Below are 23,783 nucleotides of genomic sequence, written 5' to 3'. Positions count from 1 at the left end.
CCTGCGCTTACGCCACGACCTCGCGGACCCGCTGCTTGAGGGTGAACCAGAAGAGACTGCCGCCGCCCGGGTTGTCCTCGATGTCGATCCGGCCGCCGTGCCGCTCGATGATGCGCGCCACGATGGCCAGACCAAGACCGGTTCCCGGGTACGGGCGGCCGCCCGGCGCGCGGACGAAAGCGTCGAACACGGCCGCCCGCTGATCCGGCGGGATGCCGATGCCACGGTCGCGGACCTCGATCCGCCAGCCGTCGTCGCCGGCCGGCATCGCGTCGATCTCGACCTGGGCCGCCTCGCCGCTCCGGGTGTACTTGAGCGCGTTGCCGATCAGGTTGTCGAACACCTGCCGCAGCAGCGTGGGATCACCCTCGACCACCGGCAAGGCGCCCAGCACGACCGTCGGCCGCGGCCCCGGTCCCGGGCCGACGCGGTCGTGCAGGACCGCGGCGACGAGCTCGTCGAGGTCGACCCGGACCGGCTCCAGGACCCGGTTGTCGGCGGTGGCGTAGTCGAGCAGGTCGTCGATCAACTGCTGCATCTGACTCGTGCCGGCCTGCAACCGGTCCAGGAACATCCCCTGCTCCGGCGGCATCGTGGCGACGTGTTCGCGCAGCACGTCGGCGTACCCGATGACCCGGGCCAGCGGATTGCGCAGGTCGTGGGCGACCACCCCGGCGAAGCCCTTCAGCTCGATCTCGCGGTGCCGCAGCTGGGCCTCGACCGCCTCCCGGCGGGCGATGTCCTCACGCAGCGCCGCCGTGGCCACCTCGACCTGGCGGACCGCGCGGTCGCGGGACGTCAGCACCGTACGGATGAGGACCGCCAGCAACGCGGTCAGCGTGCCCCCGATCAGCAGGGCGAGCACGCTGCTGTGCCGGCCGCCGGGCAGCAGCCGCACGGTCGGCGCCACCGCGAGCTGCCAGGCCCGCTGGGCCGCGGGAACGGTGACCACGAGCGCCGGGGTCGTGGTGTCGAGCCGGACGGCGGGCCGCCACCCGGCGACCGGGACAACATCGCCGGCCGTGCCGTCGGACAGCGTCACGGCCACCCCGTCACCGGCGGCGAGCCCGATCGTCTGCCGCAGGAAATCCTCACCCCGCAGGCCCATGACCAGCCAGCCGCGGAACTCGCCGACGTCCGCGGCCTCGGGTGAGGTGGCCCGGATCGGAGCGGCGAACAGGAACGACAACTGCTGGTCCTCGACCGGCAGCAACGCGTCGCGCAACAGCCGGTAGGTGCGGCTCGCGGTCACCGTACCCGTGTCGCGGGCCTGCCGGAGCGCCTCGGACGCCTCACCCGACGCGGTCAGGTCGCGCCCCACCGCCGAGCCCGTGCCGTCCAGGGTGCGGCTGAGCACGACGAAGCGGTGTTCGTCGGCGGCGCCGTTCGGCCGCAGCGTCAGCCCGGTCACGCCCCGCGCCCGCCAGTAGGCCTGCACCTGCGGGATGCGGTCCAGCGACGCCGGCACGACCATGCTCAGCGCGGACGCGCCGGGCAGCCGCTCCCGGTCCACCTGCGCGGTCATCGCGGCGAACTCGGGCGCCTCGAGCCGGGACTGGGCGCCCAGCGCCGCGGCGAGGTCGGACAGGAACCCGGTGTACCGGCGGATCTCCCCGGTGACCAGGGTCTGCACCAGGGCTGCCTGCAGCGCCAGGGCGCGGGTGACCCGCTCGCGCTCCGCGTGCAGCAGCGCGGCCGCGGCCAGCAGCGTCCCGCACAATCCCAGCGTGACCACCGACAACAGCAGCCACGCGGAGCGCCGGCGTCCCGGCGCGGCAGGGAGCCCACGCCTGATCACCACCTAGACGCTACGCCCGCGGCCGCGCGGGCCGCACCGATTCGACTCAGTACGCGAGGTTGACGTGCGCCCGGTGGTGGTCGCCCTTCTCGATCAGATCGACGAACCCGAGCGCGTAGTCCACACCGGAGATCTCCCCGCCGCCGTCGGGCTGAACGGCGATGTCGCCGCCGAGCCGGTACTCGCCCCGCCGCTCGCCGGGCGCGTACGAGCCGAACCCGCCGGCCGGGCTCACGAACACCCAGTTGAGCGACTCCGGCGTGGCCGGGAGATCCTCGATGACGACGGCCGCCCCGGCGCGGATCTCGTGGTGGAACTCGGCCGGCGTGGCTGAGGTCGGTCACGAACCGCGGGGCCCCGGCCGCCGGGCGCAGCGACGAGAAGCCGCCGACCAGGTACAGCCGCGCCCCGTTGGTGTCGGCCAGCCGCGCGATCGAGCGGTACACGTCGCGGAAGGACTCGGCCAGCGGGCCGCGCGGCGCGAGGGCGCCCACCACGACCTCCGCACCGGAGATGACCGAGGACAGCGCCGCCTCGCCCGCGGCGTCGCCCTGGACGTAGGTCACGCCCGGGACGCCCTCGGCCGGAAGCGAGCGGCTCAGCACGGTGACGTCGTGACCACGGGCGGCGGCCTCCGCGACGATGGCCGATCCGGCGTACCCGGTGCCGCCGATGACGGTGATGCGGGACATGGGTTGCTCTTCTCTCGAGGCGTTCAAGGTTCTTGATTACCGTAGGAGAGCAGGTTTCCGTCGGGAAGAAGGCACTTTGAGGTAACCATGCCGGGGGGCGAGCACCTGTCGGTCGGGAGGAAACATGCCGGAGCTGCCGGAGGTCGAGTCGGCCCGCGCGGTCATCGAACGGGCCGGCCTCGGTCGCAAGATCGTCGACGTGGACGACTCCGACCCGTACGTCTGCCGCCCTCATCTTCCCGGCCAGATCAGGGACGCGCTGGTCGGCCTGGAGCTGGTGGTGGCCCATCGCCGGGGCAAGAGCATGTGGTGCGACACCAGCGACGACGGCCCCGAGCTGGGCATTCACCTCGGCATGTCCGGCAAGATCGTGATCGCCGACCCGGACGGCAGCGAGATCGACGGCGGCGACTACTGGGAGGGCCGCCGCCGGGCCGGCGACTACCGGTGGTCCCGCTTCTCCTTGAGCTTCGCCGACGGTGGGCGCCTGATGCTGGTCGACCCCCGTCGGCTCGGCCGTGTCCGGCTGGACCCGCCGGTGGAGGCCCTGGGCCCGGACGCGGCGACGATGACACCGGGCCAGTTCCGGGCGGCGCTCGCGGGCGGCACCGCCCCGGTCAAGGCGCGCCTGCTCGACCAGGGCGCGGTCGCCGGCATCGGCAACCTGCTGGCCGACCAGATCCTGTGGTCGGCGCGGATCAACCCCGGCCGCCGCGTCGACCGGCTCGCCAGCGACGACATCGATCGCCTGCTGCGGGCGACGCGCCGGGCCGTGCGGTCGGCGATCAAGGAGGGCGGGGTGCACACGCTCGAGGTGATCCCGTTCCGGGTCGCGGGCGGCCACTGCCCGCGCGACGGCGCGCCGATGGCGATGAGCAAGGTCGGTGGGCGTACGAGCTGGTGGTGCAGCGTGGAACAGGCCCGTTAGGCCGCGGTCGCCGGCTGCGTGAAGACGACCAGCCGCAGGTCTCCCGGCGTGAGGGTCAACACGTCCTTGTCGAACGAGGTACGCCCGCCCCGGCCGTCCGGGACCCGCAGCCGGTCGAGGCCGTCCGGGTGGGCGGCCGGGTCCTCCCAGAGCCGGACGAACCCGTCGCCGAGCGCGCGGAGGTCGGCGATCAGCGAGCGGAGCTCGGGGTCGGCGGGATAACGGTGGGCGGCGGCGCGCAGCCCGGCCACCATCGAGGCGCGGACGGCGGCGAGGTGGCCGGGCGTACGGAAGACATCGGTTTCCGCCTCGGTGAAGACCCGCCAGGCCATGTTCCGGTCCCGGCCGTGCGCCGACCGCGAGGGGCAGGCGTACGCGTTCCAGCGCTCGTTGCCGGCCAGCACCGACCAGGTCGCGTCGCAGACACAGGCCGGCACCTCGGTCAGCCGGTCGAGCATCCGCCTCGCCGCCGGGGTGATCTCGCGTGGTACCAGGCCGGCCCGGGCCGGCGGTGGGGCGTACCCGGCGAGCGTACGCAGGTGTTCGTGCTGGCCGGCGCTGAGCCGCAGAGCCCCGGCGAGCGCGTCGACCACGCTCGGTGACGGCCGGCGGCGGCCCTGCTCCATCCGTTTGAGGTGTTCCTCGGAGACACCGGCCCGGCCGGCCAGCTCGGCGCGGCGCAGGCCGGGCACCCGGCGGTGACGAGGCGGCGAGGCCGGGATCCCGGCGGACTCGGGCGAGACCCGCGCCCGCAGCTCTCGGAGCGCGCTCCCGAAGTCGTCCTCTGGCACCCGGCCATTGTGTCAGCCCGCGGACGTACCGGCCGCCACGCTCGGCATGGGGTGCGGCACCGGGGTGTGCTCGACCTCCTCCATGTAGAACCGTGACTGGACGATCGCGTCGTCGCGCACCTTGATGATGATCACGCCGCGCATGTCGGCCGCGCCGGGCAGCACGTAGTGGAACTCGCCCCAGAACTCGTCGGCCGACACGACCGACCGGGTCACCGAGATGTCGACCTCGGGGAACCGCTCGAAGATGGAGGCCCAGTTCCGGCGGACCTGGTCCGGGGTGTCGAACGATCGGGCCGGATGGGCCGGCCAGGTGCAGGTGAAGTCTTCGGCGAAGGTGGCGACGAGCGCGTCGAGGTCGTGCGCGTTGATGGCGTCGATCAGTCGCTGGACGACAGGGAAATCCATGGCGGCAACCGTAACCACGCTCCGAGCCGGCTACCTGGGCCAGTTTGTACCCCCACCCGCGACAGGGCATAGTGGCCGCGGCGTCATCGACCGGTGTCGCTCGCTCGCGGGAAGGTAACTGACGTGACGACGCGTAGACGTGCCGGGTGGGCCCGAGGCGCCGCCTTGATCGTGCTGGCCGGCGCGGCCCTCGCGGTGTCCGCGGCCCCGGTCGCGGCGGCCCCTCCCGCCATCAGCATCGAGAGCGTGTCGTCGGACAACGTGAAGTCCGGCGCGTCGGTGCGGGTGCGCTTCCGGGTCACCAACAACGATCGCGGGACCGAACGGGCTTTCGTGGCCGTGTCCGGCGGCCTGCGATGCACCGCCGGGTGTTCCGCGACCAAGGACCTCGGGGCCGGTCAGAGCGCGTCCTTCACCGCGACGGTGGTCGCGCCCCAGGTCAGCGAGGGGCAGGAGAGCGGTCTTAACCTCGCGGTCACCGTGCGGATCGGTCGGCGGACCGGCTTCGCCCACAAGATGATTCTCGTACGCGGCTCGGACCGCGCGCCGTCCGCGGTGAGCCAGGTCTCCGGCCGGGTCCGCGACGCCGGCGGGAAGGCGATCCGTGGCGCGAACGTGACCGTGCGGGACAGCGCCGGGCACAACTTCCGGACGACCAGCGACGGGAACGGCATGTTCTCGATCAGGTCGAGCGACAGCAAGCCGATCGCCACCGGCCTCATCACGGTCGCCGCGGGCAAGGACGGCTACCGCGCCGCTCGCGCGTCGGCCCAGGGCACCGCCGGCGGCGCCGCGACCGTGCGGCTGACCATGGCCGCGGTGGCCGCGCCGTCCACACCACCGCCGTCGCCTTCCGCGGTGGCGAGTGCGCCCGTGGCGGCCGAGTCGCCGGCGGCCGAGGAAGTCGCCGCCGTGGCGTCGCCGCCGGCCGCCCTCCGGGCCGCCGGTGGCCAGGGTGGCGGTGATTCGCTGCTGCTGTTCTCGATTTTGGGCGGTCTGCTGGTCGCCGTGGGCCTGGGCGCCCTGGTGCTGATGCTGCTCCGCCGCCGGAACGGCCCCGATGCCGTGCTCCCGGCCCCAGCCCCCGCCGCAGGCCCGGCGCCGGCGCCGGTCGGCGCAGGCGGTCCGCGCATCGCCGACGCCCCGACCGCGGTGCTGCGTACCGTGCCGCCCCCGTCCCGGTGACGACCGCCGCCTGAGGCGGCGTCCAGGTGACCACCGTCACATGAAGCGGCCCTCGTCCAGGTGGCGACTGCCGCGTGAGGCGGCCTCCGTGCCGGTGACGATCGCCACATGAAACGCCGAACGGCGACCCGCTGAATCAGCCGGGCCGCCGTACGTGATCTTAGAAAGCCGAACGGCGGCCCGCTGAACCAGTCGGACCGCCGTACGTATGGTGGATCAGAGCGGGCGGATGTTCTCCGCCTGCGGGCCCTTCTGGCCCTGGGTGATGTCGAACTCCACCTTCTGGTTCTCGTCGAGGCTGCGGAAGCCACTCGCCGAGATCGCGGAGAAGTGGGCGAAGACGTCAGCGCCGCCATCGTCCGGGCTGATGAAGCCGAAGCCCTTGTCGGCGTTGAACCACTTCACGGTACCTGTAGCCATGTCTGCCCTTTCAGGCTGTTGGAATCCGCACTGTGCGGATTCATTCGCCGCCGCTTGATCAACCGCGTCGGAACGACACGACAAAAGGCGCCTGCACGGGGTTTCAGATAACCCATCAGGCGCCCAAAACGTCTACGGAAACCAAATCTGCAACCAGGCCAAGGTAGCACATGATCGCCGCGGACCCCGCCAACGGGCTCGAAGTAACCTTTTCTAGCCAACTTTTCCTGGTCCCCGCGCCTGCCCGTGGGGTCCGGTCCGTCGGTGTGTCCTGGGATGATCCGGGGATGGCGATCCTGCATCGAGCGGAAATTCACCCGTCCAAGCTTGAGTTGCTCGCCGGCTGGCTGCCCGGCAAGCGGTGGTTCCGTGGCCCGGCGGAACCACGGCTGACCCGGCTGGCCGCCTTCCGGTTCGACGACCCGGCGGGCGAGGTCGGCGTGGAGACCCTGCTGGTCAGCGCCGGCGACGAACTCGTGTACCAGGTTCCCCTGACCTACCGGGACGCCCCGCTGCCCGGCCGCGACGCCTCGCTCGTCGGCACCTGCGAGCACTCGGTCCTGGGCAAGCGCTGGGTCTACGACGCGTGCGGCGATCCGGTCTACGTGGCCGCCCTGGCCGCCGCGGTTCTCCGGGGCGACGGGCAGGCCGAGGAACACATCGAGGTGGACGGCCGGCTCGAACGCCGCGAGCCGTCCATGAGCATCGCCTCGACGGTCGCCGACGCCCGCCCCGTCCCGGCGATCGGCCAGGTCGACGGCGTACTGGACAGCGACGAGGTCACCTCGATCATCAGCACCCCGTTGATCCTGACCGTCGTACGCGGCCTCGAACTCACCGTCCCGCCGCCGTCCACGCTTCCCGCACTCACCGGCGCCTGGCCGGGCCAGCCGCGGCCGATCGTCCTGGCGCTCGCCTTGACGCGCTGAGCGGCTCGCCCGGTGATCGTCCACGGACGACCGCGCTCGCCCCGTGATCGTCCACGACGACCGCGCCTTTGCCGGGCACGGTCGGGGGCTGGGCCGAGTCGGCCCGGACGTGACGGACCTGGGCGAACGCCTGCTGAGTCGCTTTGCGAAAGCGCGGTGCCCGATGGGTCGGGTGCTCAGAGTAAGAACGACGTTCACGTTGACTTGCGATCCGCAACGGTCGATCAACGCGGCAAGCTCACCTGCGCGGGCGGGGGCGGACCTCGTAGGCTGCGGCGGTGACGGAGTTCGACGTGCGGCTGATGCGGCTTGCGGCTCGGCGCGGCCTTGACTCCGGAGAGCTGGCTCGGCTGGCCGCCGGCCCGGTGGGGGATGACGGCGGCGGCGAGCCTGGCTCGGTGGGGGATGACGGCGGCGGCAGGCCCGGCTCGGTGGGGGATAAAGACGGCGGCGGGCCCCGCCCGGACCAGTTGCGGCGGTTGGCGCCCGCGCTCGGACTGCACACCAGCGACCTGTTCGCCATCGCCGGTCAGGAGGTGCCGGATGACCTCGCCATGCGCAGACGGCCCGGGGCGGCAAGGCTCGGCAGTCTCATCTGGACGCTGACCTACATCCCCGGCGCCGTACCGGATCTCGGCGCTCTGATCCGGGCGATGCCGCTGCTGCCGGCGCCTTTCGTGCCCCGCCAGCCGACGCCGCCGCACCGGCAATACCCGGACGGCCCCGGCGGTCTGGTCCTGCGGCTGCTGGAGAACCGCGACCTCGGCTGGATGAACGCGGCCAAGGCCATGCTCGGTCTGGGCCGCCGGCCGGCGCTGTCGGCCGCGACCATCGGCGCGATCGGGCGCGGTACCAAGGAGCTGACACCCGACCTGCTCATCGGCCTCGGCGCGGCCATCGACATACCGATCCTCGATCTAGCCGCGCTGACCGGCGTGGACGTGTCCGGCGATCACCGGCCGGTGCACCCGGACGCGGCCGAAGCCGCCCGGCTCTTCTGGAACTCCCGGCGCCTGACCGCCGCCCAGTGGAAAGCGGTCGGAGAACGCGGACACGCGCTACGGCACGAACGCGCCGACGAGCTCGACCCGTTGATGCGGTGCCGATGCCCCGGCCCGCAGGCCGATGATTGAGCTGGCCGATCCGCCGCTGACGCGAAGCCGTCCAGGCCACCGCGGCCGCCGGCCCCCTGAGAACGGCCTGACCACCGGCATCCTCGCCGTCCAGGCGGTGTGGAGCGTCCCGTGGTTGCGTTCGTTCCGCTACGGCCCGGCCGAGTGGGCGTGGCGCTGCCTCACCTGGTGACCGCCGGAGCGAGATGCTGACCACCGGCGCGGCGGGCGGGTCCGGCCGGGGCGGTGGTGGCGCGTATGGTCGTGCGGTGAATCCCGCTGACCTGCAAGGCCTTCGATCGGGAGATCTCGAGACGCGCGAAGCGCATGTCTACCAGCTGCTCGACCGGGCCAGGAAGCACGGCGACGAGTCGGCCATCGCTGCCCTGCAGGTGCTTGTCCGCGACTATCGGGATTTCCACCGGTCCCTGTATTCGCGGGCGATGAACCAGGCGGCGGTCTTCGCCGATGCCGAGTTGCAGGAGCCGTTGCTGGCCGCGCTCGGTGACACCCGGTACAACTGCCAGGCCTGGGCCGCGATGGGATGCGCGGCGATGGACATCCGGGCCGCCGTGCCCCAGCTGATCACGCTGCTCGACCACTCGCAGTGGATGGTCCGGAGTGAAGCGGTGACTGCCCTCGGCCGCCTCGGGGACGCCTCGGCCGTGCCGGGGCTGCGGGCGCTGCTCGGCGATGAGGCCGACTGGCTACGGGCGCAGACCGCTGACGCGCTGGCCGCCATCGGTGGCGACGCGGCGCTGGAGGCGCTCTGGGACGAGTTCGAGCATCGGCGGTTCCCCCGGATCGGTCACATCGCCAGCGCGTTGGCCCTGTTCACCCCGGAGGTGCTGCCCCGGCTGCTGGCCGCGGCGGACAGCCCGGATCCGGATCAGCGCTACTGGGCCGCCGTCGCGCTGGGATCGACCGGCGACGACCGGGCCATTGCCACGCTGGAGCGGCTGATGGCCGGCGACCGTGGCGTGACCGTCTTCGATGGCGAGGTTCGGGCCGCGGCGAAGAAAGCCCTGCGTACGCTCCGTCGTATCCAGGCCGCCATCGCCGAACGGGAGAGCGCCGCCATCGCCGAACGGGAGAGCGCCGCCATCGTGGAGCGGGAGAAGGCCGCGCCTACGGAACGGGAGAACGCCGCGTTCACGGCTGGAAGTACTCCGACATCAGAGGGCTGACCCAGTCCGGCTGTTTGACGTCCACCGGGAGGAACTCGGTCATCGTCGGCTTCAGGTCGATGACGGGGGTGCCCGTGACCGCGTCGAGGCCCCGCACGGTCAGTTCGCGGCCGTGGACGGACTCGATGGCGCAGCTCGTCACTCCGATGCGGTTCGGACGGCGGGGGCCGCGACCGGCGAACACGCCGACCGGCGGCAGGTCGGAACGGCCGCGGTAGGGACGGGGTTCGCGGTGGTCGCCGTCGTCCGGGAACTGATCGAAGACGAAGAGGACCTCCACGTGGGAGAAGCCCTCCAGGCCTTGCAGGCACGCATCACCGAAGCGTTCGTCGACGGTGATCGTGCTGCGGACGGCGCCCCAGTTGTCGGTGTGCTGGACGTCCGTGCGGTCGTTCCGGACCGTACCGATCGGGGTGATTTCGAAGCTGGGCATGAGTGGCGGCTCCTTCCTACGGCACCCAGAAGGCGCGGGCCCCGATGGCGGCCAGCGCCGCTGGCGGCAACGGTAGATTGTCGTCGTTAGGATGTCTAGCGCTGCTAGGATTGCGTCATGTCCGCCATCAGCGAGCGCCGCGAGCGGGAACGGGCTCACCGTCACCAGCTGATCATCACGGCCGCGCGCGAACTCGCCGAGAGCGAGGGCTGGGAGGCGGTCACGACCCGGCGGCTGGCCGACCGGGTCGAGTACAGCCAGCCGGTGCTGTACAGCCACTTCGACGGCAAGGACGCCATCGTCAGCGCCGTCGCCCTGGCCGGATTCGGCGAGCTCGCCGACCACCTGCGCCGCGCGCGGCTGGCCGCCACCGAGCCCGGAGAAGCCACCGAGCCCGAAGAAGCCACGAAGCCTCAAGAAGCCACCAAGCCTGAAGAAGCCACCGAGCCCGAAGCGCCCCTGCGCGCCGTCTGCCGCGCCTACCTGGGGTTCGCGACCGAGCGACCGGCCCTGTACCAGGCCATGTTCATCCTGCCCACCGACCTGACGTTCGGCAGCGCCGAGACACCGCCCCCGCTGCGGGCCGGTTTCGACGAGTTCGTCAGCTGCTTCCCGCCCGAGAACGACCGGCGCGGGCTGCACGCCGAAGTCCTCTGGAGCGCGCTGCACGGGATGGCCGTCCTGTCGGAGAGCGGCCGCATCCCCCCGGACGGGCAGGCAGAGCGGGTCGACTTCCTGATCACCCGGATCGCCGGCTGAGCAGGCTCGCCGCCTCGCCGTCGGCGGTGTTGCCCAAAGCCGCGCTGTGCCGCAGCGCGCGGACGGTCATCTCCCGCATCCCGGTCCGCGACGACAGCCGGCGCAGCGTGTCGACCCAGCGCGCGGTGTCGGGGTGGCCGTGCCGGAGGCCGAGGTCGCATTGCGCGTCGAGGATGTGCGCTTCGAGCCAGACGTACGGGTCGGCCAGCCGGGTCGATCGGGTCCGCGCGTCGGCGAGCAGCTCGAAGGGCCGGTCCTGCTCGCCGCGCGCGTCGGCGACCAGGGCCAGGGACCGGGCCGACATGCCCTCCCAGCAGGGGTCGCCCAGCCGGCACGCGCGGGCGAAGGCCTGCTCCAGCACGGCCGCCGCGGTCGCCACGTCACCGGCCGCGAGGTGCTCGTCCATCCCGCGCAGCGAGTGGATCAAGGCCTCGGCCAGCCGCAGGCGGGCGACCACCCGCAGCCGCACCGGTTCGGGTCTCGCCCGGTCGGCCAGGCGGACCGCGGTGCGCAGCGAACGCACGCCGGTGTCCACCGCGCCGGCCGCCACCGCCGCGGCGCCGGCCTCCATCACGGCTTCGATGGACGCGACGTCAGCCGCCGGGTCGCGGTCCTGCCGCGACTCGCGCAGGGCTTCGTCGACCGCGATTCCCGGGCGTACGCCCAGCTCCGTGGCGAAGAGCTCGGTGACCGCCCGGTGCTGTTTCTCCGCCGCGGCGTCGTCCCCGGCCAGCCGGTACAGGCGGATCAGCAGGGCCTGATGGTTCTCGTCGAGCGGGCTCATCGCCGCCGCGCGGACGGCCAGGTCGCGCGCGCCGGTGAGGTCTCCGCCGGCCAGCCGGCCCAGCGCCGCCTCGTGCAGCATCGCCTCGGAGGCGGCGGCGACCCGGCGGCGCTCGGACAGCAGCCACGACTCGAACACCGGCGCGCCGCGTACGGCCACGCCCTCGAGCAGGTCGGCGCCCAGGCCGGGCAGTGTCGCGGCGGCGGACCAGGAACCGTGGGTCAGCACGTCGACGTCGACCACCGCCTCGGGCGGCAGCCTGAGCACCACGGGATCACCGTCCACGGCGACGCCCAGACAGCGGCGGATCTCGGTCAGTCCCCAGCGCAGCGCCCGCATCGGGTCGTCGGCGTCCGGGTAGAGCAGGCCGGCCAGGCGTTCGCGGGCCGGTGGACGCTCGCTGAGGATCAGGCAGGCCAGCAACGCCCAGCTCTTACGGCTGCGGACCTGGTAGGTCACCCCGTCGGACCGCTCGACCGACGGGGCACCCAGCAGATGGACGGTGAGAGCCACTCAGCCCTCGGAGCTGATCGGGTAGATCTCGTCGGCGACCAGCCCGTGCGCCTTGCGGTGCACGGCGTTCGCGGCCTCGGCGTCCGGCGCGTCGACCAGGCAGAAGATCTTCCCGGCCTCCTCGTCGACCCAGTACTTCAGGTAGTTCACGCCGAACTCGCCCTGCGTCGCCAGGTCGGCGTCGTGTGCGGCGGCGACATCGGCCGCCGCGACCCCACCCTCGACGTGGTGCACATCCATGAACAGTGACATCGCATTCTCCTTCGCTCAATGCCTGCGTCCAGGACACAGCCGCACTGTTTGACGGAGCGTTTGACGCCTGGGGTCAGCGAACCTGCTTGGCGCGGAACTGCATGCGCGGCGTGGCGTAGAACTCCTGGGCCTGCACCAGCTGGAGTTCGCGCTCGCCGGATCGGTGGGTGGTCTCGAGCAGATCGAAGACGCTGGAGACCGTACGCTCCAGCGCCACCGCCGCGTCGCCGGTCTCGACGTAGTGGGCGGTGAACAGGGCCGCCGTGACGTCGCCGGACCCGTTGGCCTTGAACGGCAGGTGCGGGGTGCCGACCAGCCAGGCCCCGGCGGCGTTGACCACGAGCATCTCGATCGTGCCGTCCGCCCGGTCGGGGCGCTCCACGCTGGTCACCAGCACGGTCGACGGGCCCATGGCGCGGGCCAGGTCGGCCGAGGCCAGGGTCGTCTCGATGCTCGCCGGTTCGGTGCCGGTCAGGAACCCCAGCTCGAACTGGTTCGGGGTGATGATGTCGGCCACCGGCACGACCCGGTCGCGCAGCAGGTCGGGGATCTCCGGCGCCACGAAACAGCCGGACCTGGCGTTGCCCATGACCGGGTCGCACGCGTAGAGCGCCGACGGGTTCGCGGCCTTCACCCGGCGTACGGCATCGATGATGACGTCGCCGATGCCCACCCCGCCCTGGTAGCCGGAGAGCACGACGTCGATCTGCGGGAACACCCCCCGCTCCTCCACGCCGAGCAGAATCTCGGCCACATCGGGCGGCGGGATGAGCGGCCCCCGCCAGGCGCCGTAGCCGGTGTGGTTGGAGAAGTTCACCGTCGGGACGGGCACAACCTCGACACCGATGCGTTGCAGCGGGAACACGGCCGCGGAGTTCCCGACGTGACCGTGCGCGACCGCCGACTGGATGGACAGAACCTTCATCACCTCAGCCTAGAGACCCGGCCGGGGGCTGTCCCGGAGCATCACCGGTAACCTGACGCCCTATGCCGGAAACCCGCCAGCCCCAGGACACGCCCAGCGGCGCCGGCCGGCTGCCGCACGGCTTCCACCTGGACCACCACTCACACCGTCAAGGGCAGCTGGTGTACGCGGCGGCGGGCGCGCTGGCCACCACGACCGAACGTGGCACCTGGGTCGCGCCGGCCAACCGGGTGACCTGGACGCCACCGGGGTTTCAGCACGCCCACCGCTTCTACGGCGACACCGACGTCCGCCTCGTCGCCGTCCCGGAGAGCCTGTGCGGCGAGCTGGTGGCCCACCCGAGCGTGTTCGCGGTCGGCCCGCTCCTGCGTGAGGTTCTGCTCGCGCTGACCGACCGGTCCGAGACCCGCGCCGGCGCCCACGACCGGCTGCGTACGGTGCTGATCGACGAACTGGCCGAGACGCCCGAGCAGTCACTGCACCTGCCCGAGCCGCGCGACGACCGGCTTCGCGCCGTGACCGATGTCCTGCACGCCGACCCCAGCCGGAACACGACCCTGGCCGGCCTCGGGCGCCTGACCGGCGCAAGCGAGCGAACGCTCAGCCGCCTGTTCCACCTCGAACTGGGGATGAGCTTCCATCGCTGGCGCACCATGCTGCGGATTCATCACGGCCTCATCCACCTGACCGGCGGACGGTCGGTCACCGAGACCGCGACCGCCTGCGGATGGTCGAACCCGACCAGCTTCATCGAGGCGTTCACCGAGGTTGTGGGCCAGACCCCGGGCCGATATCAGGCCCGGCTGAGGTAGCCGCGGAAAGTTGGCGGGATTGCGGTGCCCGCCGGTCATTCACCGGTGGCAGGCGGAAACCGGCGCGTTCACAGTGGTCGCATGGTTCAACCAAGCGATCAGACCACCGTCGTCATCGTCGGCGCCGGCGTCGCCGGGCTCACCCTCGGCAATTTCCTGCGGCGTAACGGCGTCGGCTGCGTCATCGTCGAGAAGAACAGCCGGGAGTACGTCGAACAGCGCCAGCGGGCCGGAACGGTCGACGCCCGTGGGGTGCGCATGTACCGCGCGTGGGGCCTCGACGAGGTGCTGGAGGGCGAATCGCTGCCCGACGGCGCGGGCGGCTTCTGGATCGACGGCGACGAGCTGCCGATCGACCTGGACGACGAGGACAACAAGGACAGCATCCTGTGCCCGCAACAGATCCTGGTCCGCAACCTCACCGACGTCTTCCTGCGGGAGGGTGGAGACCTCCGCTTCCAGGCCGCCGACGTCACCCTCGGCGATCTCGACAGCGAGCACCCGTTCGTGCGCTACCGCGACGCCGGCGGGGCCGACCGGGCCGTCCGCTGCGACTTTATCGCCGGGTGCGACGGCGACCGCGGCGTCAGCCGGGCCTCGATCCCGGCCGGCGTCCTGACCCGCTACTCCCACGAGTACGGCTACGCCTGGCTCAGCGTCCTGGCCGCCGTGCCGGGAACCTCGGCGGGCATGGCGATCCACTCGCGCGGCCTGGCCGGGCTGATTCCCCGCGGGGCGAACGCCAGCCGCATCTATCTGCAGATCCCCCTCGACGCCACCCTCGAGCAGTGGCCGGACGAGCGGATCTGGAGTGAGCTGGCGGCCCGCTACGGCAGCCCCCGCGAGGCCGGTCCGATCATCACCAAGCAGATCGTGCCGCTGCGCAGTGTGGTCCACGAGCCCATGGCCCACGGCCGGCTCCATCTGCTCGGCGACGCCGCGCACATCGTCCCGCCGATGAGCGCCAAGGGCATCAACCTCGCCCTCAACGACGCCGAGACGCTGGCCCGCGCCGTCATCGAGAAGGAGCGGACCGGCGACTCGACCCTGCTCGGCCGCTATTCCGAGGACTGCCTGCGCCACGTCTGGAACTACCAGGCGTTCGCCGCGTGGATCACCGACACCATGCACGACGCCGGCGACCCCTCCTACGCCGGCGAGTTCCGCCGGAAGATCGCCCGAGCCGAATTGCAGCGCCAGTTCGCCTCGCCCACCGCGAACCGCCTCTTCGGCGAGCTCACCTCCGGAGTCAACTAGCCTGGTCGATTTCCCACCTGGGGTACGGCACCCGTTGGAGGGATCGGCCGGGCCCGGTGTGCTGGCTATCCTCAGTTCACCTCGAAGGGGGAGGGCCCGGGATGGGTGTGCGGTCGTGGTGGGCGCGAACCCAGGTCCGGGGGTCCGAGCGGCTCGCCCTGCGCCTGCAGGCCGCCTTTCTGGCCAATGAGGACCCGCGGCTGCTGGACGCGTCGCTGGTGTGGACCCGGCGGGCGGTGGCGTACACCCCGCCTGATTCGCCGGAGCTGGCCGAGCGGTTGTCGACCATGGGCGACGTGCTGTGCATGCGGTACGAGCGCAACCACGACGTCGCCGGCCTGGAGCAGGCGCTGGCGATCCACCGGGGGGCGCTGGCGCTGGTGGCGGCCGTCCCGGCCCATCCACACCTCTACACCGTGTACACCGGCCTGGGCAGCGCCCTGAGCCACCTGGCCCAGCGGGACAGCGACCTGGTGGTGATGGACGAGGCGATCGGCTACTACCGGGCCGCGCTGGAGGACCCGGCCGACGATCCCGACCTCCGGGCCATGCGCCTGGTCAACCTCAGCCACGCGCTGGAGCTGCGCTGCCTGTACGCCGCGGATCTGTCGTCCCTGGACGAGGCGATCGAGCTGCTTCGGACCGCGGTGTCGCTGACGCCGACCGGCAGCCATTTCTACCCGTGGCGGGCGTCCCGGCTGGCCAGCGCGATGGCCGGCCGAGCGGCGCTGGGCGGCGACAGCGACCCGGCGAGCGGCGTGACCGAGGTTCTCGATCAGATCCGCGCCGCGCTGCCCGGCGCCCTCCCGTCGTTCGCGGAGCAGGCCCGGATCCTGATCGGCCCGCTGCTGGCCGGCCCACCGGCCACCGACGCGCCCGGCCCGGAGACCGGCGAGCCGACTCCGGCCGCCGTCCTCGAGGAGGTGTCCGCGATCGTTCGCCAGAGCGACGCGCGCACGATGGCGCCGTTGTACCAGGCGGGCAATGTCGCGGGCATGCTCAGGCGGGCGGCCGCGTCCGGCGACCCGCGGCTGTTCGACGAGGCCGTCGCGACCGCCCGGGACGCCGTCGCGTCGACACCGGACGACCACCCGTTCCGGTACGCCGTCCTCGGGCTGCTGGGTGCGGCGCTGGGCCAGCGGATGGAGTGGCTGGGCCGGCGCGACGACCTGCCGGAGATGGTCGACGTGCTACGCCGGGCGGTGGCGGCCTCCCCGGCCGATGACCCCGCCCGCGGCGGCTTCCAGTCCGACCTGGGCAACGCGCTGGTGCTGTCCTTCGACACCGCCGGCGACCTGGCCACCCTGACCGAGGCGGTGGCCACCTTCCGCGCGGCCGCGGCCGCCCTGCCCGACGACTTCGCCGAGCCGGGGATCGTCTGGACCAACCTGGGCGGCGCGCTGCTCCGGCTGCACGAGCGCACTTCCGACGCGCCCGCGCTGGACGAGGCGATCGAGGCGCACCACCGCGCGGTCGCCTCGGCCACCGCCACCCATGTCAACCGCGGGATGTACGCCAGCAACCTCTCCGGCGCGCTGAGCCGCCGGTGGCGCGACGACGGCGACATCGCCGACCTGGACGAGGCCATCCGCTTCGGCCGGCTGGCCGCCGAGGCCCCGGGAACGCCGCCGGCGACCCGGCCGCTGTACCTCGGCAACCTCGGCGAGGCGCTGGCCGAGCGCGGCCTCCAGACCGGACAGACCGAGTCGCTGGACGAGGCGGTGCGGGTGTTCCGTGAGGTGACGACGTTGATGCCCGCCGGGCATGTCGCCCGGCCGAAGGCCCTGCACATGCTGGGGAACGCGCTGATCGTCACCGGCGAGGAGAGTGGCGCGACCATCGACGAGGCGGTGCGGGTGCTTCGCGAGGCGGTCGCCGCCGAGCCCGTCCGGTTCCACGCAGCGGACGCTGATGCTCAACAGCCTCGGCCGGAGCCTGGTGCTGCGGGCCCAGCACGCCGAGAGCGACGGCCGCCGCCGCGCGGTGCTGGCCGAGCTGGCCGCCGTTCTGGCCGGCGGCGAGGTGGGTGAACCGTTCGCGAGGGCCGCCGAGAAGACCGGAGCGAACGAGGGCGAGGAGATCGCCGCGCTGGACGAGGCGGTCAGCGTGCTGACCGACGCGATCGCCGACCGGTCGGCCACCGCCGCGAACCGCTCGCTGTCGGTCAGCAACCTCGGGTCCGCCCTGTGGATCCGGTACCAGTTGACCGGCAAGGCCCGCGACCTCGACCGGGCGGCTAGGGAACTCTGCCGGGCCACCGTCGAGGCGCCGCTACCGGGCCGGATCCACGCGGTCGCGCTCTCGTACCTCGGCCGGGTCCTGATGGATGTATGGCGCCGCCGCCACGACGACCGCACCCGCGCGGAGGCCGAGGAGGCGCTCCGGGCGTCGGTCGCGGTGGAGGTGGCGCCGGCCGATTTCCGGGCGTTCGTGGCCCGGCTGCTCGGCGACTTCATCGTGGAGACCGGCCGGCCGGCCGAGGCGGTGGAGGCGTACGCCACCGCGGTCGGGCTGCTGGAGGCGATCGCCTGGCGTGGGCTGAGCCGGCCGGACCAGGAGCGCCTGCTGGCCGAGTTCGAGGACGTGGCGGTGGACGCGGCCGCCTGCGCGCTGACCGCCGGACGGCCCCGGCTCGCCGTGGAGCTGCTCGAACAGGGCCGCGGCGTGCTGCTCACCCAGGTCATCGACGGGCGTTCCGGGTACGACCGGCTGCGTGCCGCGGCGCCCGAGCCGGCCGAGCGGCTCCGCGCGGTCCAGGACGAGCTCGGCGCCCGCTCGGCCGAGGGCGGCGACCAGCCGGACGCCGATCGGGTACACGCGCTCGTGCGCGAACAGGACCGGCTGCTGGCCGAGATCCGTGAACTGCCCGGCTTCGCCGACTTCCTCCGCCCGCCCGCCTTCGAGCGGCTCTCGGCCGGCGCCGGTGGGGGGCCGCTGGTCATCGTCAACGTCAGCCGGCTGCGCTGCGACGCGATCACGGTCGCCCCGGACGACGTACGGGTGACCGCGCTGCCCGGCCTCGACCACGCCGAGGTGGGGCGCCGCGCGGACGAGCTGCTGCGCTTCGTCGCCGGCCGGGACGGCGACCGGAGGCGGCCCGAGGCCGAGCTCGGCGAGATCCTGGGCTGGCTGTGGGACGTCATCGCCGCGCCGATCCTGGCCGACCTGGACGTCGCTGGGCCGGACACCCGGCTGTGGTGGTGCCCGACCGGCCGGCTGGCCATCCTGCCGCTGCACGCCGCCGGGCGTCACGGCGCCGGCGGGCGCGACACCGTGCTGGACCGGGTCGTGTCGTCCTACACGCCGACCGCGCGGGCGCTCCTGCACGCCCGGCCGCCCCGTGCGGCCGCCTCCACCGGAACGCGCGCGCTGGTCGTCGCCATGCCCCACACCGACGGGTACGCCGACCTCCCCGGCGCCGAGGAGGAGCTGGCCGAGGTCACCGCCCGATATCCGGACGCGACCCTCGCGGTCGGGCCCGCGGCCACCCGGGCGGCGGTGCTGGCCGCCGTGGCCGGGTGCGACCTCGCGCATTTCGCCTGCCACGCCGCGCACGACCTGAACGCCCCGTCGGCCAGCCGGCTGCTGCTGCACGACCGGCCGCTGACCGTGCGCGACCTGGTCGCACACCGGGCCGGTCAGGCCGAGCTGGCGTACCTGTCGGCCTGCGAGACGTTCAGCGGCAGCCGGCGGCTGCCCGACGAGGCGATCAGCCTGGCCGGCACGGTGCAGCTCGCCGGGTTCCGCCAGGTCATCGGCACCCTGTGGGCGGTCAGTGACCGGTACGCCCCACGGGTGGCCCGTGCCGTGTACGCGGGCATCGCCGAGGCCGGCGACCTGACCGGCACGGCCGCCGCCCTGCACGACGCGGTCCGGTCCCTGCGCGACCGGCGGCCGGCCGCACCCAGCCTGTGGGCGCCGTACGTACACATCGGCCCTTGATCTTGATCTAGAGACGGCCCCAGATCTGGTTGGCGGCGCCGCCGCAGTCCCAGAGTTGCAGGGTCGCCCCGTTGCTGCCGTTCCAGTCCTTGATGTCGACGCACCGGCCCGAGGAGACGTTCACCAGGGTCCGGGCCGAGGTGAGGGTGAACCGCTGGACCGGGTTGGTGTTGCAGCCGGTCAGCTGGATCGGCGTGCCGTTGGTGAGTGCGCCGCCGGCCGGGTCCATGCACTTGCCCATCGCGCGAAGCGTGCCGTCGGACTCGGACGACCACTTCTGCGCGGCGCTGTTGTTGCAGTCGTACATCTGGAGCAGCGCCCCGTCGACCGGGTTGGCGCCGGGGATGTCGATGCAGCGGCCGCTGAAGTTGGACTGGAGCATCGTCGCGCCGGAGGCCGGGGGAGGGTCGTTGCCGGGCGGGGTGCCGGCGTCGCAGTCGTTGGTGCTGACCACGCTGTCGGTGTGCGTGCTGCCCGCGGACCGGTAGCCGTTGATCGTCGCGGTCGCCTGCGCCGGGGTCAGCACCTGCTTCTTGGCGTGGTAGAGGTAGTCGACCGACTGCAGGTAGGTGCTGGTGCCGCCGGCGTGCCCGGCCAGGTCGATGAACCACTGGTTGAAGTCGATCGACATGTTCTGCCGGGGGTAGTACTTGCCCGAGTGGTCACCGACCAGCGCGCCGTCGATGTAGTACTTGACGTGGCCGCCGGACACGGTCGCCATCACGTCGTGCCAGCCGTTGATGCTCCTCGCCTGCTGGCTGTGCTGGTTGTCGGCGTACCAGGGGTCGGCGACGTACGTGTACCAGGTGGTCTGGTAGTTGATCGGGCCCGCCTCGCCCCAGCCGCCGTTCGGCAGGTACTCGGAGAAGTCCAGCTCGGAGTAGGTGGGGTCGCGGGGCGCGGCCAGCGGGGAGATCGTGTAGAAGGTCTGGTTCACGTGGTCGCCGTCGGATCCGCTCGCCGGGGCGTCCGAGAACTTGATCCGGGCCAGGTAGGTGCCCTCGAAGAAGCGCCGGTTGCTCTGCGAGAACTCGGCGTGCGACGTGCCGCCGGCGGCGCCGTTGGTGACCGCCTTGAGCTGGGCGACCTTCTGCCCGTCGACGGTCGGGAAGGCCACGTTGTCGGCGAGCCACTGCGCGCCGGGTACGCCGGGGCCGCCGGCGTTGCTCCGGATGCTCCAGCCGCGCTGGCTCAGCGCCGGGTCGGTGCGCGACGAATAGCTGAAGTCGTCGAACAGCACGCCGCAGCCGACCGCGGCGCTGCTGCTCGGCGCGGAGGCGACGCCGAGGCCGGTGAGGGCCGCGGCGGCCAGGGCGATGGTCGTACCGATGACGGTCTTGCGTCTTGGCTCGAGTCCCATGGGGGTGGGCTCCTTCGTGGGATGCGCCGAACTGACCAGTGGTAAGGTATTGACCGTCCTCCATGCCACCAGCCCACGTCAAGTCCTGTGTTACCACTGGTAAATCTCGGCAGGGCATAGGGTGATGCTGTGCGGCGGGCTGAGGTACGGGAGAAACTGCGCGAGCTGATCGAGGTGCGCGCGCCGGGCGATCCCATGCCGTCCGAGCGGTCGCTGTGCGAACACCTCGGCGTCTCCCGGCCGACGGTCCGGGCGGCCATCGACGAGCTGGCCCGCGACGGCCTGCTCGTCCGTCAGCACGGGCGCGGCACGTTCACCAGCCCGCACAAGATCTCGCAGGAGGTTCCGTCCGCCTCCGGGCAGCCCGTCCCGCCGGCCGAGGGGGACTGGACGAGCGAGGTGCTCGTGTTCCGCACCGAATCGGCCGGCGCCCGGCTCGGCCGGCGGTTGCGGGTCTCCCCGGGCGACGACCTGCTCCACGTGACGCGCCGGCGGATGGTCGACGGCGAACCGATGGCCATCGAGGAGATCCGGCTGCCCGCCGCCCTGGTCACCGGCATCACGGCCGACGACTTCGTGGCCGGCTCGCTCTACCGCCTGATGCGCGAACGCTTCGGCGTGGACCCGACCGACGCGGTGCAGACCACCGAGCCCACGGTCACCGACGCCCAGGAGTCCCAGCTGCTCGGCGTGCCGCTCTACTCACCGGCCCTGCTCTTCGAACGGACCACCCGCGACGGCAGAGGCCGGGTGATCGAGTTCACCCGGTCCATCTACCGCGGCGACCGCTACCGCATCACCAGTCACCTCAAGCTGGGCCCGAATTCGGGTTGAGCTAGAAGCCCGGCGGGACCGTGACGGTGATCGGCTGGTTGAAGTCGTAGAACTCGGTGCTGGAGGAGCCGGCTGGCCCCCGGTCGACGGTGACGCGGCGGATGAGGTTGCCGGCGGCCCACACGTCGATCGAGGCGATCTCGTCGGCGTTCTCCAGCTCGAACCACGCGGTCTGGCCGGCCGGCAGGGCGGCCAGGGCGGCCCGGGCGCCGGTGGTGATCTCCAGCCGGTAATGGGTCGCCTCGGACCCGCGGACCTTCTCCTCGCCCAGGTCCTCCACCTCGGCGTCCGCCAACGCGGCCCGCACCACCGCGCCGGTCGACTCGGCGAACGGGGCGAGGCTCGACTCGGGGGTGACCTTTCCGGTCCGGGGTTTCGGGTCGTCGCTGGCCCGCTCGTAGAACCGGCCGCCGACGATGACCGAGGTGACCGTGACCGGGCCGTCGCGCGACACCAGCGACATGTTCTCGCCGGAGACCTCGATCGTCGCCGACCTCGGCCGGCCGTCCTCCGCCCGCACCTGGGTGACGCCCCGCAGGGAGGTGACGTCGGCCGTGGTGTTGGCCGCCGCCAGCACCATCTGGTCCGGCGCCGGGCCACTCCCGCCGACCGTGACCACGGTCAGCACCGCGGCCGCCGCGGCCGCGGTGACCGCGGCGGCCCAGGTCAGCGGCCATCGCCAGGAACGCGCCGGGCGGGCCGGACGAGCCAGGCGCGCCGGGCCGGCCGCGACGGGCTCGGCGGTCGCGGATGTGGACATCGCGCGGTGCAGGATGTCCTGGTAGCGGGCGGAGCCCGGGGCGGGTGGCTGGTCGCTGACGGACGGGTCCAGCGTGCGCAGCATGGTCAGGTCGTCGTCCTCGAGCTCAGGCATGACGTCTCCGTTCGTTCAGGGCGGGTCGGGGGTCCAGGTTCCGCAGGTGGCGGTCGAGTTTGAGGCGCGCCTTGTGCAGCCGCGACGAGACGATCGCCGGGGTCAGGTCGAGCAGCGTCGCGATCTCACCGGCGCCGAGGCTGTCCCAGGCGCGCAGGAGCAGCAGCTCACGGTCGTCCTCGTCGAGGGCGGCCAGCGCCGACCACAGGCCCTGCGGCGACGGTTCGGCGTCCTCGTACGCCTCCGGCGGCCGGTCGATGCTGACCAGGCGCAGGTGCAGCCGGTCGCGGCGGACCCCTTCGCGCCGGTGGTTGGCCAGGATGCGCCGCGCCACCCCGAACAGCCACAGCCGCGCGTCCGCACCGGGGATGTCGTCGCGCCGCCGCCAGGCGACCGCGAACGTCTCGGCCGTGATGTCGTCGGCGTCGGTCTCGGATGTCGTACGCCGGCGGGCGAATCGCCACACATCGGGGAACTGCGCGGCGAAGAGCGCGCTGAAATGCTCCTCGTCCATGCCACCTCCACTCGAGCTGGGAATGATCTTTCACCCAGCACATGTCCGGGCGGCCCGGTATCTCGCCGTTCGCCCGGCGGGACGTTCGCGGACGCCCGCCGGCCGGTCGGAGGCCCAGGTCAGCGCCGTGATCCTGCTCGCTCTAGGGGCCCAAAGCGATGGGGAGTGCGTACGTTCGTACGCACTCAGGAAGGAACCACCGCATGGACCGCGCCCCCACCCGTCGAGCGGATCCTCGGGCGGCCGGTGCTGCCGACGATGCACGGCTTCTTCAGCCTCGGCACGGTCGTCGGCGCCACCGCCGGCATGGTGCTCACCGCCGTGGCGTACCCGGCGGCCTGGCATCTTCTCGTGATCGGCCTGATCAGCGTTCCGGTGGCGGTGCTCTCGGTCCGCCACCTGCCGGCCGGCCTGGGCCGGGGAACCGCCGCCGGGAACCGCGAGCGGGGGAGCGCTCCGGTCTGGCGCGACCCGATCCTGCTGATCATCGGCGTCATCACGCTCGCGATGGCCCTGACCGAGGGCGCCGCCAACGACTGGCTGCCGCTGATCATGGTGGATGGCCACGGCTTCGGCGCCGCCCTGGGCTCGGCGGTCTACGTCGTCTTCGCCGCCGCGATGACGCTCGGCCGGTTCACCGGCAACCGCTTCCTGGAGCGGTACGGCCGGGCGCGGGTGCTCGCCGCCGGCGCGATCATCGGCGGTGCCGGCGTGGCCCTGGTCATCGTCGTCGACAGCCGGCTCGTGGCGTTCGCCGCCGTCCTGCTCTGGGGCCTGGGCGCCGCCCTCGGCTTCCCGGTGGCGATGTCGGCGGCCGGGGACTCGGGCGACCACCCGGCGGCCCGGGTGTCGCTGGTGGCGACCGTCGGATACGTGGCCTTCCTGGTCGGGCCGCCGGCCCTGGGCTTCCTCGGCGACCACTACGGCCTGCGGAACGCGATGATCGTCGTCCTGGCCTTCCTGGTCCTGGCCGCCGCGATGGCCGTGCGCCTCCACCGGGCCACGGCTCGCGTGGAGGTCGCCGGCTGAGCGCGGCCTCCACCCAAGGTTATAGACGGATCTCCCTCCGGAGCC

25 protein-coding genes and 1 pseudogene are annotated in these 23,783 nt (G+C 72.6%); 13 read left to right on the top strand and 13 right to left on the bottom strand.

The window, feature by feature from the left end:
* Nucleotides 1-7 precede the first annotated feature (7 nt).
* The 3 genes and pseudogenes from AB0M54_RS23575 to AB0M54_RS23565 all read right to left on the bottom strand — a co-directional run.
* The gene (locus tag AB0M54_RS23575) at nucleotides 8-1,798 is read right to left on the bottom strand and encodes an ATP-binding protein (protein WP_364326749.1); all 1,791 of its coding nucleotides are present in this window, start codon (nucleotides 1,796-1,798) and stop codon (nucleotides 8-10) included.
* A gap of 46 nt (nucleotides 1,799-1,844) precedes the next feature.
* The gene (locus AB0M54_RS23570; RefSeq protein WP_364473781.1) at nucleotides 1,845-2,039 is read right to left on the bottom strand and encodes a hypothetical protein; all 195 of its coding nucleotides are present in this window, start codon (nucleotides 2,037-2,039) and stop codon (nucleotides 1,845-1,847) included.
* 175 nt (nucleotides 2,040-2,214) lie between these two features.
* A pseudogene (locus AB0M54_RS23565) lies at nucleotides 2,215-2,490 on the bottom strand (NAD(P)H-binding protein); the annotation flags it as partial.
* Between the two features lie 124 nt (nucleotides 2,491-2,614).
* On the opposite strand from AB0M54_RS23565, the gene AB0M54_RS23560 reads away from it, so the two are divergent.
* Nucleotides 2,615-3,418 carry a DNA-formamidopyrimidine glycosylase family protein gene (locus AB0M54_RS23560; protein WP_364326754.1) on the top strand — a complete coding sequence of 268 codons (804 nt, stop codon included), beginning with the start codon at nucleotides 2,615-2,617 and terminating at the stop codon, nucleotides 3,416-3,418.
* On the opposite strand, the gene AB0M54_RS23555 is transcribed toward AB0M54_RS23560, so the two are convergent.
* Complete coding sequence (locus AB0M54_RS23555; RefSeq protein ID WP_364473695.1) at nucleotides 3,415-4,209, bottom strand: helix-turn-helix transcriptional regulator; 795 nt, start codon at nucleotides 4,207-4,209, stop codon at nucleotides 3,415-3,417. The genes AB0M54_RS23560 and AB0M54_RS23555 overlap by 4 nt on opposite strands.
* A 12-nt stretch (nucleotides 4,210-4,221) precedes the next feature.
* Nucleotides 4,222-4,617 carry a nuclear transport factor 2 family protein gene (locus AB0M54_RS23550; RefSeq protein ID WP_364326760.1) on the bottom strand — a complete coding sequence of 132 codons (396 nt, stop codon included), beginning with the start codon at nucleotides 4,615-4,617 and terminating at the stop codon, nucleotides 4,222-4,224.
* Nucleotides 4,618-4,740: 123 nt separating this feature from the next.
* Here AB0M54_RS23550 and AB0M54_RS23545 point away from each other — a divergent pair, with 123 nt between their 5' ends.
* Nucleotides 4,741-5,802, top strand: a complete 1,062-nt coding sequence (locus AB0M54_RS23545) for a carboxypeptidase-like regulatory domain-containing protein (protein WP_364326763.1) — start codon at nucleotides 4,741-4,743, stop codon at nucleotides 5,800-5,802.
* 216 nt (nucleotides 5,803-6,018) lie between these two features.
* Here the strand turns inward: AB0M54_RS23545 and AB0M54_RS23540 are convergent, their stop codons facing one another.
* Nucleotides 6,019-6,222: a cold-shock protein gene (locus AB0M54_RS23540; protein ID WP_116503721.1), complete on the bottom strand. Its 204-nt coding sequence runs from the start codon at nucleotides 6,220-6,222 to the stop codon at nucleotides 6,019-6,021.
* Between the two features lie 287 nt (nucleotides 6,223-6,509).
* On the opposite strand from AB0M54_RS23540, the gene AB0M54_RS23535 reads away from it, so the two are divergent.
* The 4 genes from AB0M54_RS23535 (at nucleotide 6,510) to AB0M54_RS23520 (ending at nucleotide 9,450) form a co-directional block, all read left to right on the top strand.
* Nucleotides 6,510-7,151: a hypothetical protein gene (locus tag AB0M54_RS23535; protein ID WP_364326766.1), complete on the top strand. Its 642-nt coding sequence runs from the start codon at nucleotides 6,510-6,512 to the stop codon at nucleotides 7,149-7,151.
* Nucleotides 7,152-7,429: 278 nt separating this feature from the next.
* The gene (locus AB0M54_RS23530; protein WP_364473693.1) at nucleotides 7,430-8,284 is read left to right on the top strand and encodes a hypothetical protein; all 855 of its coding nucleotides are present in this window, start codon (nucleotides 7,430-7,432) and stop codon (nucleotides 8,282-8,284) included.
* On the top strand, nucleotides 8,277-8,456 hold the full coding sequence (locus tag AB0M54_RS23525; protein WP_364473692.1) for a DUF418 domain-containing protein: 180 nt from the start codon (nucleotides 8,277-8,279) through the stop codon (nucleotides 8,454-8,456). The genes AB0M54_RS23530 and AB0M54_RS23525 overlap by 8 nt, the downstream gene beginning before the upstream one ends.
* Before the next feature lie 76 nt (nucleotides 8,457-8,532).
* Nucleotides 8,533-9,450 (top strand): HEAT repeat domain-containing protein, encoded by a 918-nt coding sequence (locus AB0M54_RS23520; protein WP_364473690.1) that lies wholly within the window; start codon nucleotides 8,533-8,535, stop codon nucleotides 9,448-9,450.
* Here the strand turns inward: AB0M54_RS23520 and AB0M54_RS23515 are convergent.
* Nucleotides 9,416-9,883, bottom strand: a complete 468-nt coding sequence (locus AB0M54_RS23515; protein ID WP_364326777.1) for an SAM-dependent methyltransferase — start codon at nucleotides 9,881-9,883, stop codon at nucleotides 9,416-9,418. The genes AB0M54_RS23520 and AB0M54_RS23515 overlap by 35 nt on opposite strands.
* 117 nt (nucleotides 9,884-10,000) lie before the next feature.
* On the opposite strand from AB0M54_RS23515, the gene AB0M54_RS23510 reads away from it, so the two are divergent.
* The gene (locus AB0M54_RS23510) at nucleotides 10,001-10,642 is read left to right on the top strand and encodes a TetR/AcrR family transcriptional regulator (protein ID WP_364473688.1); all 642 of its coding nucleotides are present in this window, start codon (nucleotides 10,001-10,003) and stop codon (nucleotides 10,640-10,642) included.
* On the opposite strand, the gene AB0M54_RS23505 is transcribed toward AB0M54_RS23510, so the two are convergent.
* From AB0M54_RS23505 to pdxY, 3 genes are all read right to left on the bottom strand, one after another.
* On the bottom strand, nucleotides 10,623-11,939 hold the full coding sequence (locus AB0M54_RS23505) for a BTAD domain-containing putative transcriptional regulator (RefSeq protein WP_364473686.1): 1,317 nt from the start codon (nucleotides 11,937-11,939) through the stop codon (nucleotides 10,623-10,625). The two genes, AB0M54_RS23510 and AB0M54_RS23505, sit on opposite strands and share 20 nt — an antisense overlap.
* Nucleotides 11,940-12,191, bottom strand: coding sequence for a DUF4242 domain-containing protein (locus AB0M54_RS23500; protein ID WP_364326784.1), 252 nt, complete (start codon nucleotides 12,189-12,191; stop codon nucleotides 11,940-11,942).
* Between the two features lie 73 nt (nucleotides 12,192-12,264).
* Complete coding sequence (pdxY, locus tag AB0M54_RS23495; protein WP_364473684.1) at nucleotides 12,265-13,116, bottom strand: pyridoxal kinase PdxY; 852 nt, start codon at nucleotides 13,114-13,116, stop codon at nucleotides 12,265-12,267.
* 62 nt (nucleotides 13,117-13,178) lie between these two features.
* On the opposite strand from pdxY, the gene AB0M54_RS23490 reads away from it, so the two are divergent.
* From AB0M54_RS23490 to AB0M54_RS23475, 4 genes are all read left to right on the top strand, one after another.
* Nucleotides 13,179-13,928 carry an AraC family transcriptional regulator gene (locus AB0M54_RS23490; protein ID WP_364473682.1) on the top strand — a complete coding sequence of 250 codons (750 nt, stop codon included), beginning with the start codon at nucleotides 13,179-13,181 and terminating at the stop codon, nucleotides 13,926-13,928.
* An 81-nt stretch (nucleotides 13,929-14,009) separates the two neighbouring features.
* Complete coding sequence (locus tag AB0M54_RS23485) at nucleotides 14,010-15,185, top strand: 4-hydroxybenzoate 3-monooxygenase (protein WP_364473680.1); 1,176 nt, start codon at nucleotides 14,010-14,012, stop codon at nucleotides 15,183-15,185.
* A 101-nt stretch (nucleotides 15,186-15,286) separates the two neighbouring features.
* Nucleotides 15,287-17,215, top strand: a complete 1,929-nt coding sequence (locus AB0M54_RS23480) for a hypothetical protein (RefSeq protein ID WP_364473678.1) — start codon at nucleotides 15,287-15,289, stop codon at nucleotides 17,213-17,215.
* Nucleotides 17,097-19,127: a CHAT domain-containing protein gene (locus AB0M54_RS23475; RefSeq protein ID WP_364473676.1), complete on the top strand. Its 2,031-nt coding sequence runs from the start codon at nucleotides 17,097-17,099 to the stop codon at nucleotides 19,125-19,127. The genes AB0M54_RS23480 and AB0M54_RS23475 overlap by 119 nt, the downstream gene beginning before the upstream one ends.
* A gap of 7 nt (nucleotides 19,128-19,134) precedes the next feature.
* On the opposite strand, the gene AB0M54_RS23470 is transcribed toward AB0M54_RS23475, so the two are convergent.
* The gene (locus AB0M54_RS23470; RefSeq protein WP_364473674.1) at nucleotides 19,135-20,487 is read right to left on the bottom strand and encodes an RICIN domain-containing protein; all 1,353 of its coding nucleotides are present in this window, start codon (nucleotides 20,485-20,487) and stop codon (nucleotides 19,135-19,137) included.
* 129 nt (nucleotides 20,488-20,616) lie between these two features.
* Between AB0M54_RS23470 and AB0M54_RS23465 the strand changes: the two genes are divergently transcribed.
* The gene (locus AB0M54_RS23465) at nucleotides 20,617-21,321 is read left to right on the top strand and encodes a GntR family transcriptional regulator (protein ID WP_364473672.1); all 705 of its coding nucleotides are present in this window, start codon (nucleotides 20,617-20,619) and stop codon (nucleotides 21,319-21,321) included.
* Between the two features lies 1 nt (nucleotide 21,322).
* On the opposite strand, the gene AB0M54_RS23460 is transcribed toward AB0M54_RS23465, so the two are convergent.
* Both AB0M54_RS23460 and AB0M54_RS23455 read right to left on the bottom strand, forming a co-directional pair.
* Nucleotides 21,323-22,195: a hypothetical protein gene (locus AB0M54_RS23460; RefSeq protein WP_364473671.1), complete on the bottom strand. Its 873-nt coding sequence runs from the start codon at nucleotides 22,193-22,195 to the stop codon at nucleotides 21,323-21,325.
* Nucleotides 22,188-22,709 carry a sigma-70 family RNA polymerase sigma factor gene (locus AB0M54_RS23455; RefSeq protein WP_364473669.1) on the bottom strand — a complete coding sequence of 174 codons (522 nt, stop codon included), beginning with the start codon at nucleotides 22,707-22,709 and terminating at the stop codon, nucleotides 22,188-22,190. The genes AB0M54_RS23460 and AB0M54_RS23455 overlap by 8 nt, the downstream gene beginning before the upstream one ends.
* Nucleotides 22,710-22,874: 165 nt before the next feature.
* On the opposite strand from AB0M54_RS23455, the gene AB0M54_RS23450 reads away from it, so the two are divergent.
* The gene (locus tag AB0M54_RS23450) at nucleotides 22,875-23,738 is read left to right on the top strand and encodes an MFS transporter (RefSeq protein WP_364473667.1); all 864 of its coding nucleotides are present in this window, start codon (nucleotides 22,875-22,877) and stop codon (nucleotides 23,736-23,738) included.
* Nucleotides 23,739-23,783 lie beyond the last annotated feature (45 nt).

Source organism: Actinoplanes sp. NPDC051470 (genome assembly GCF_040682035.1).
In the GTDB taxonomy this organism is placed as follows: Bacteria; Actinomycetota; Actinomycetes; order Mycobacteriales; family Micromonosporaceae; genus Actinoplanes.
Note: the sequence above shows the minus strand (reverse complement) of the source record. Positions and strands in the feature narration are given on the sequence as shown.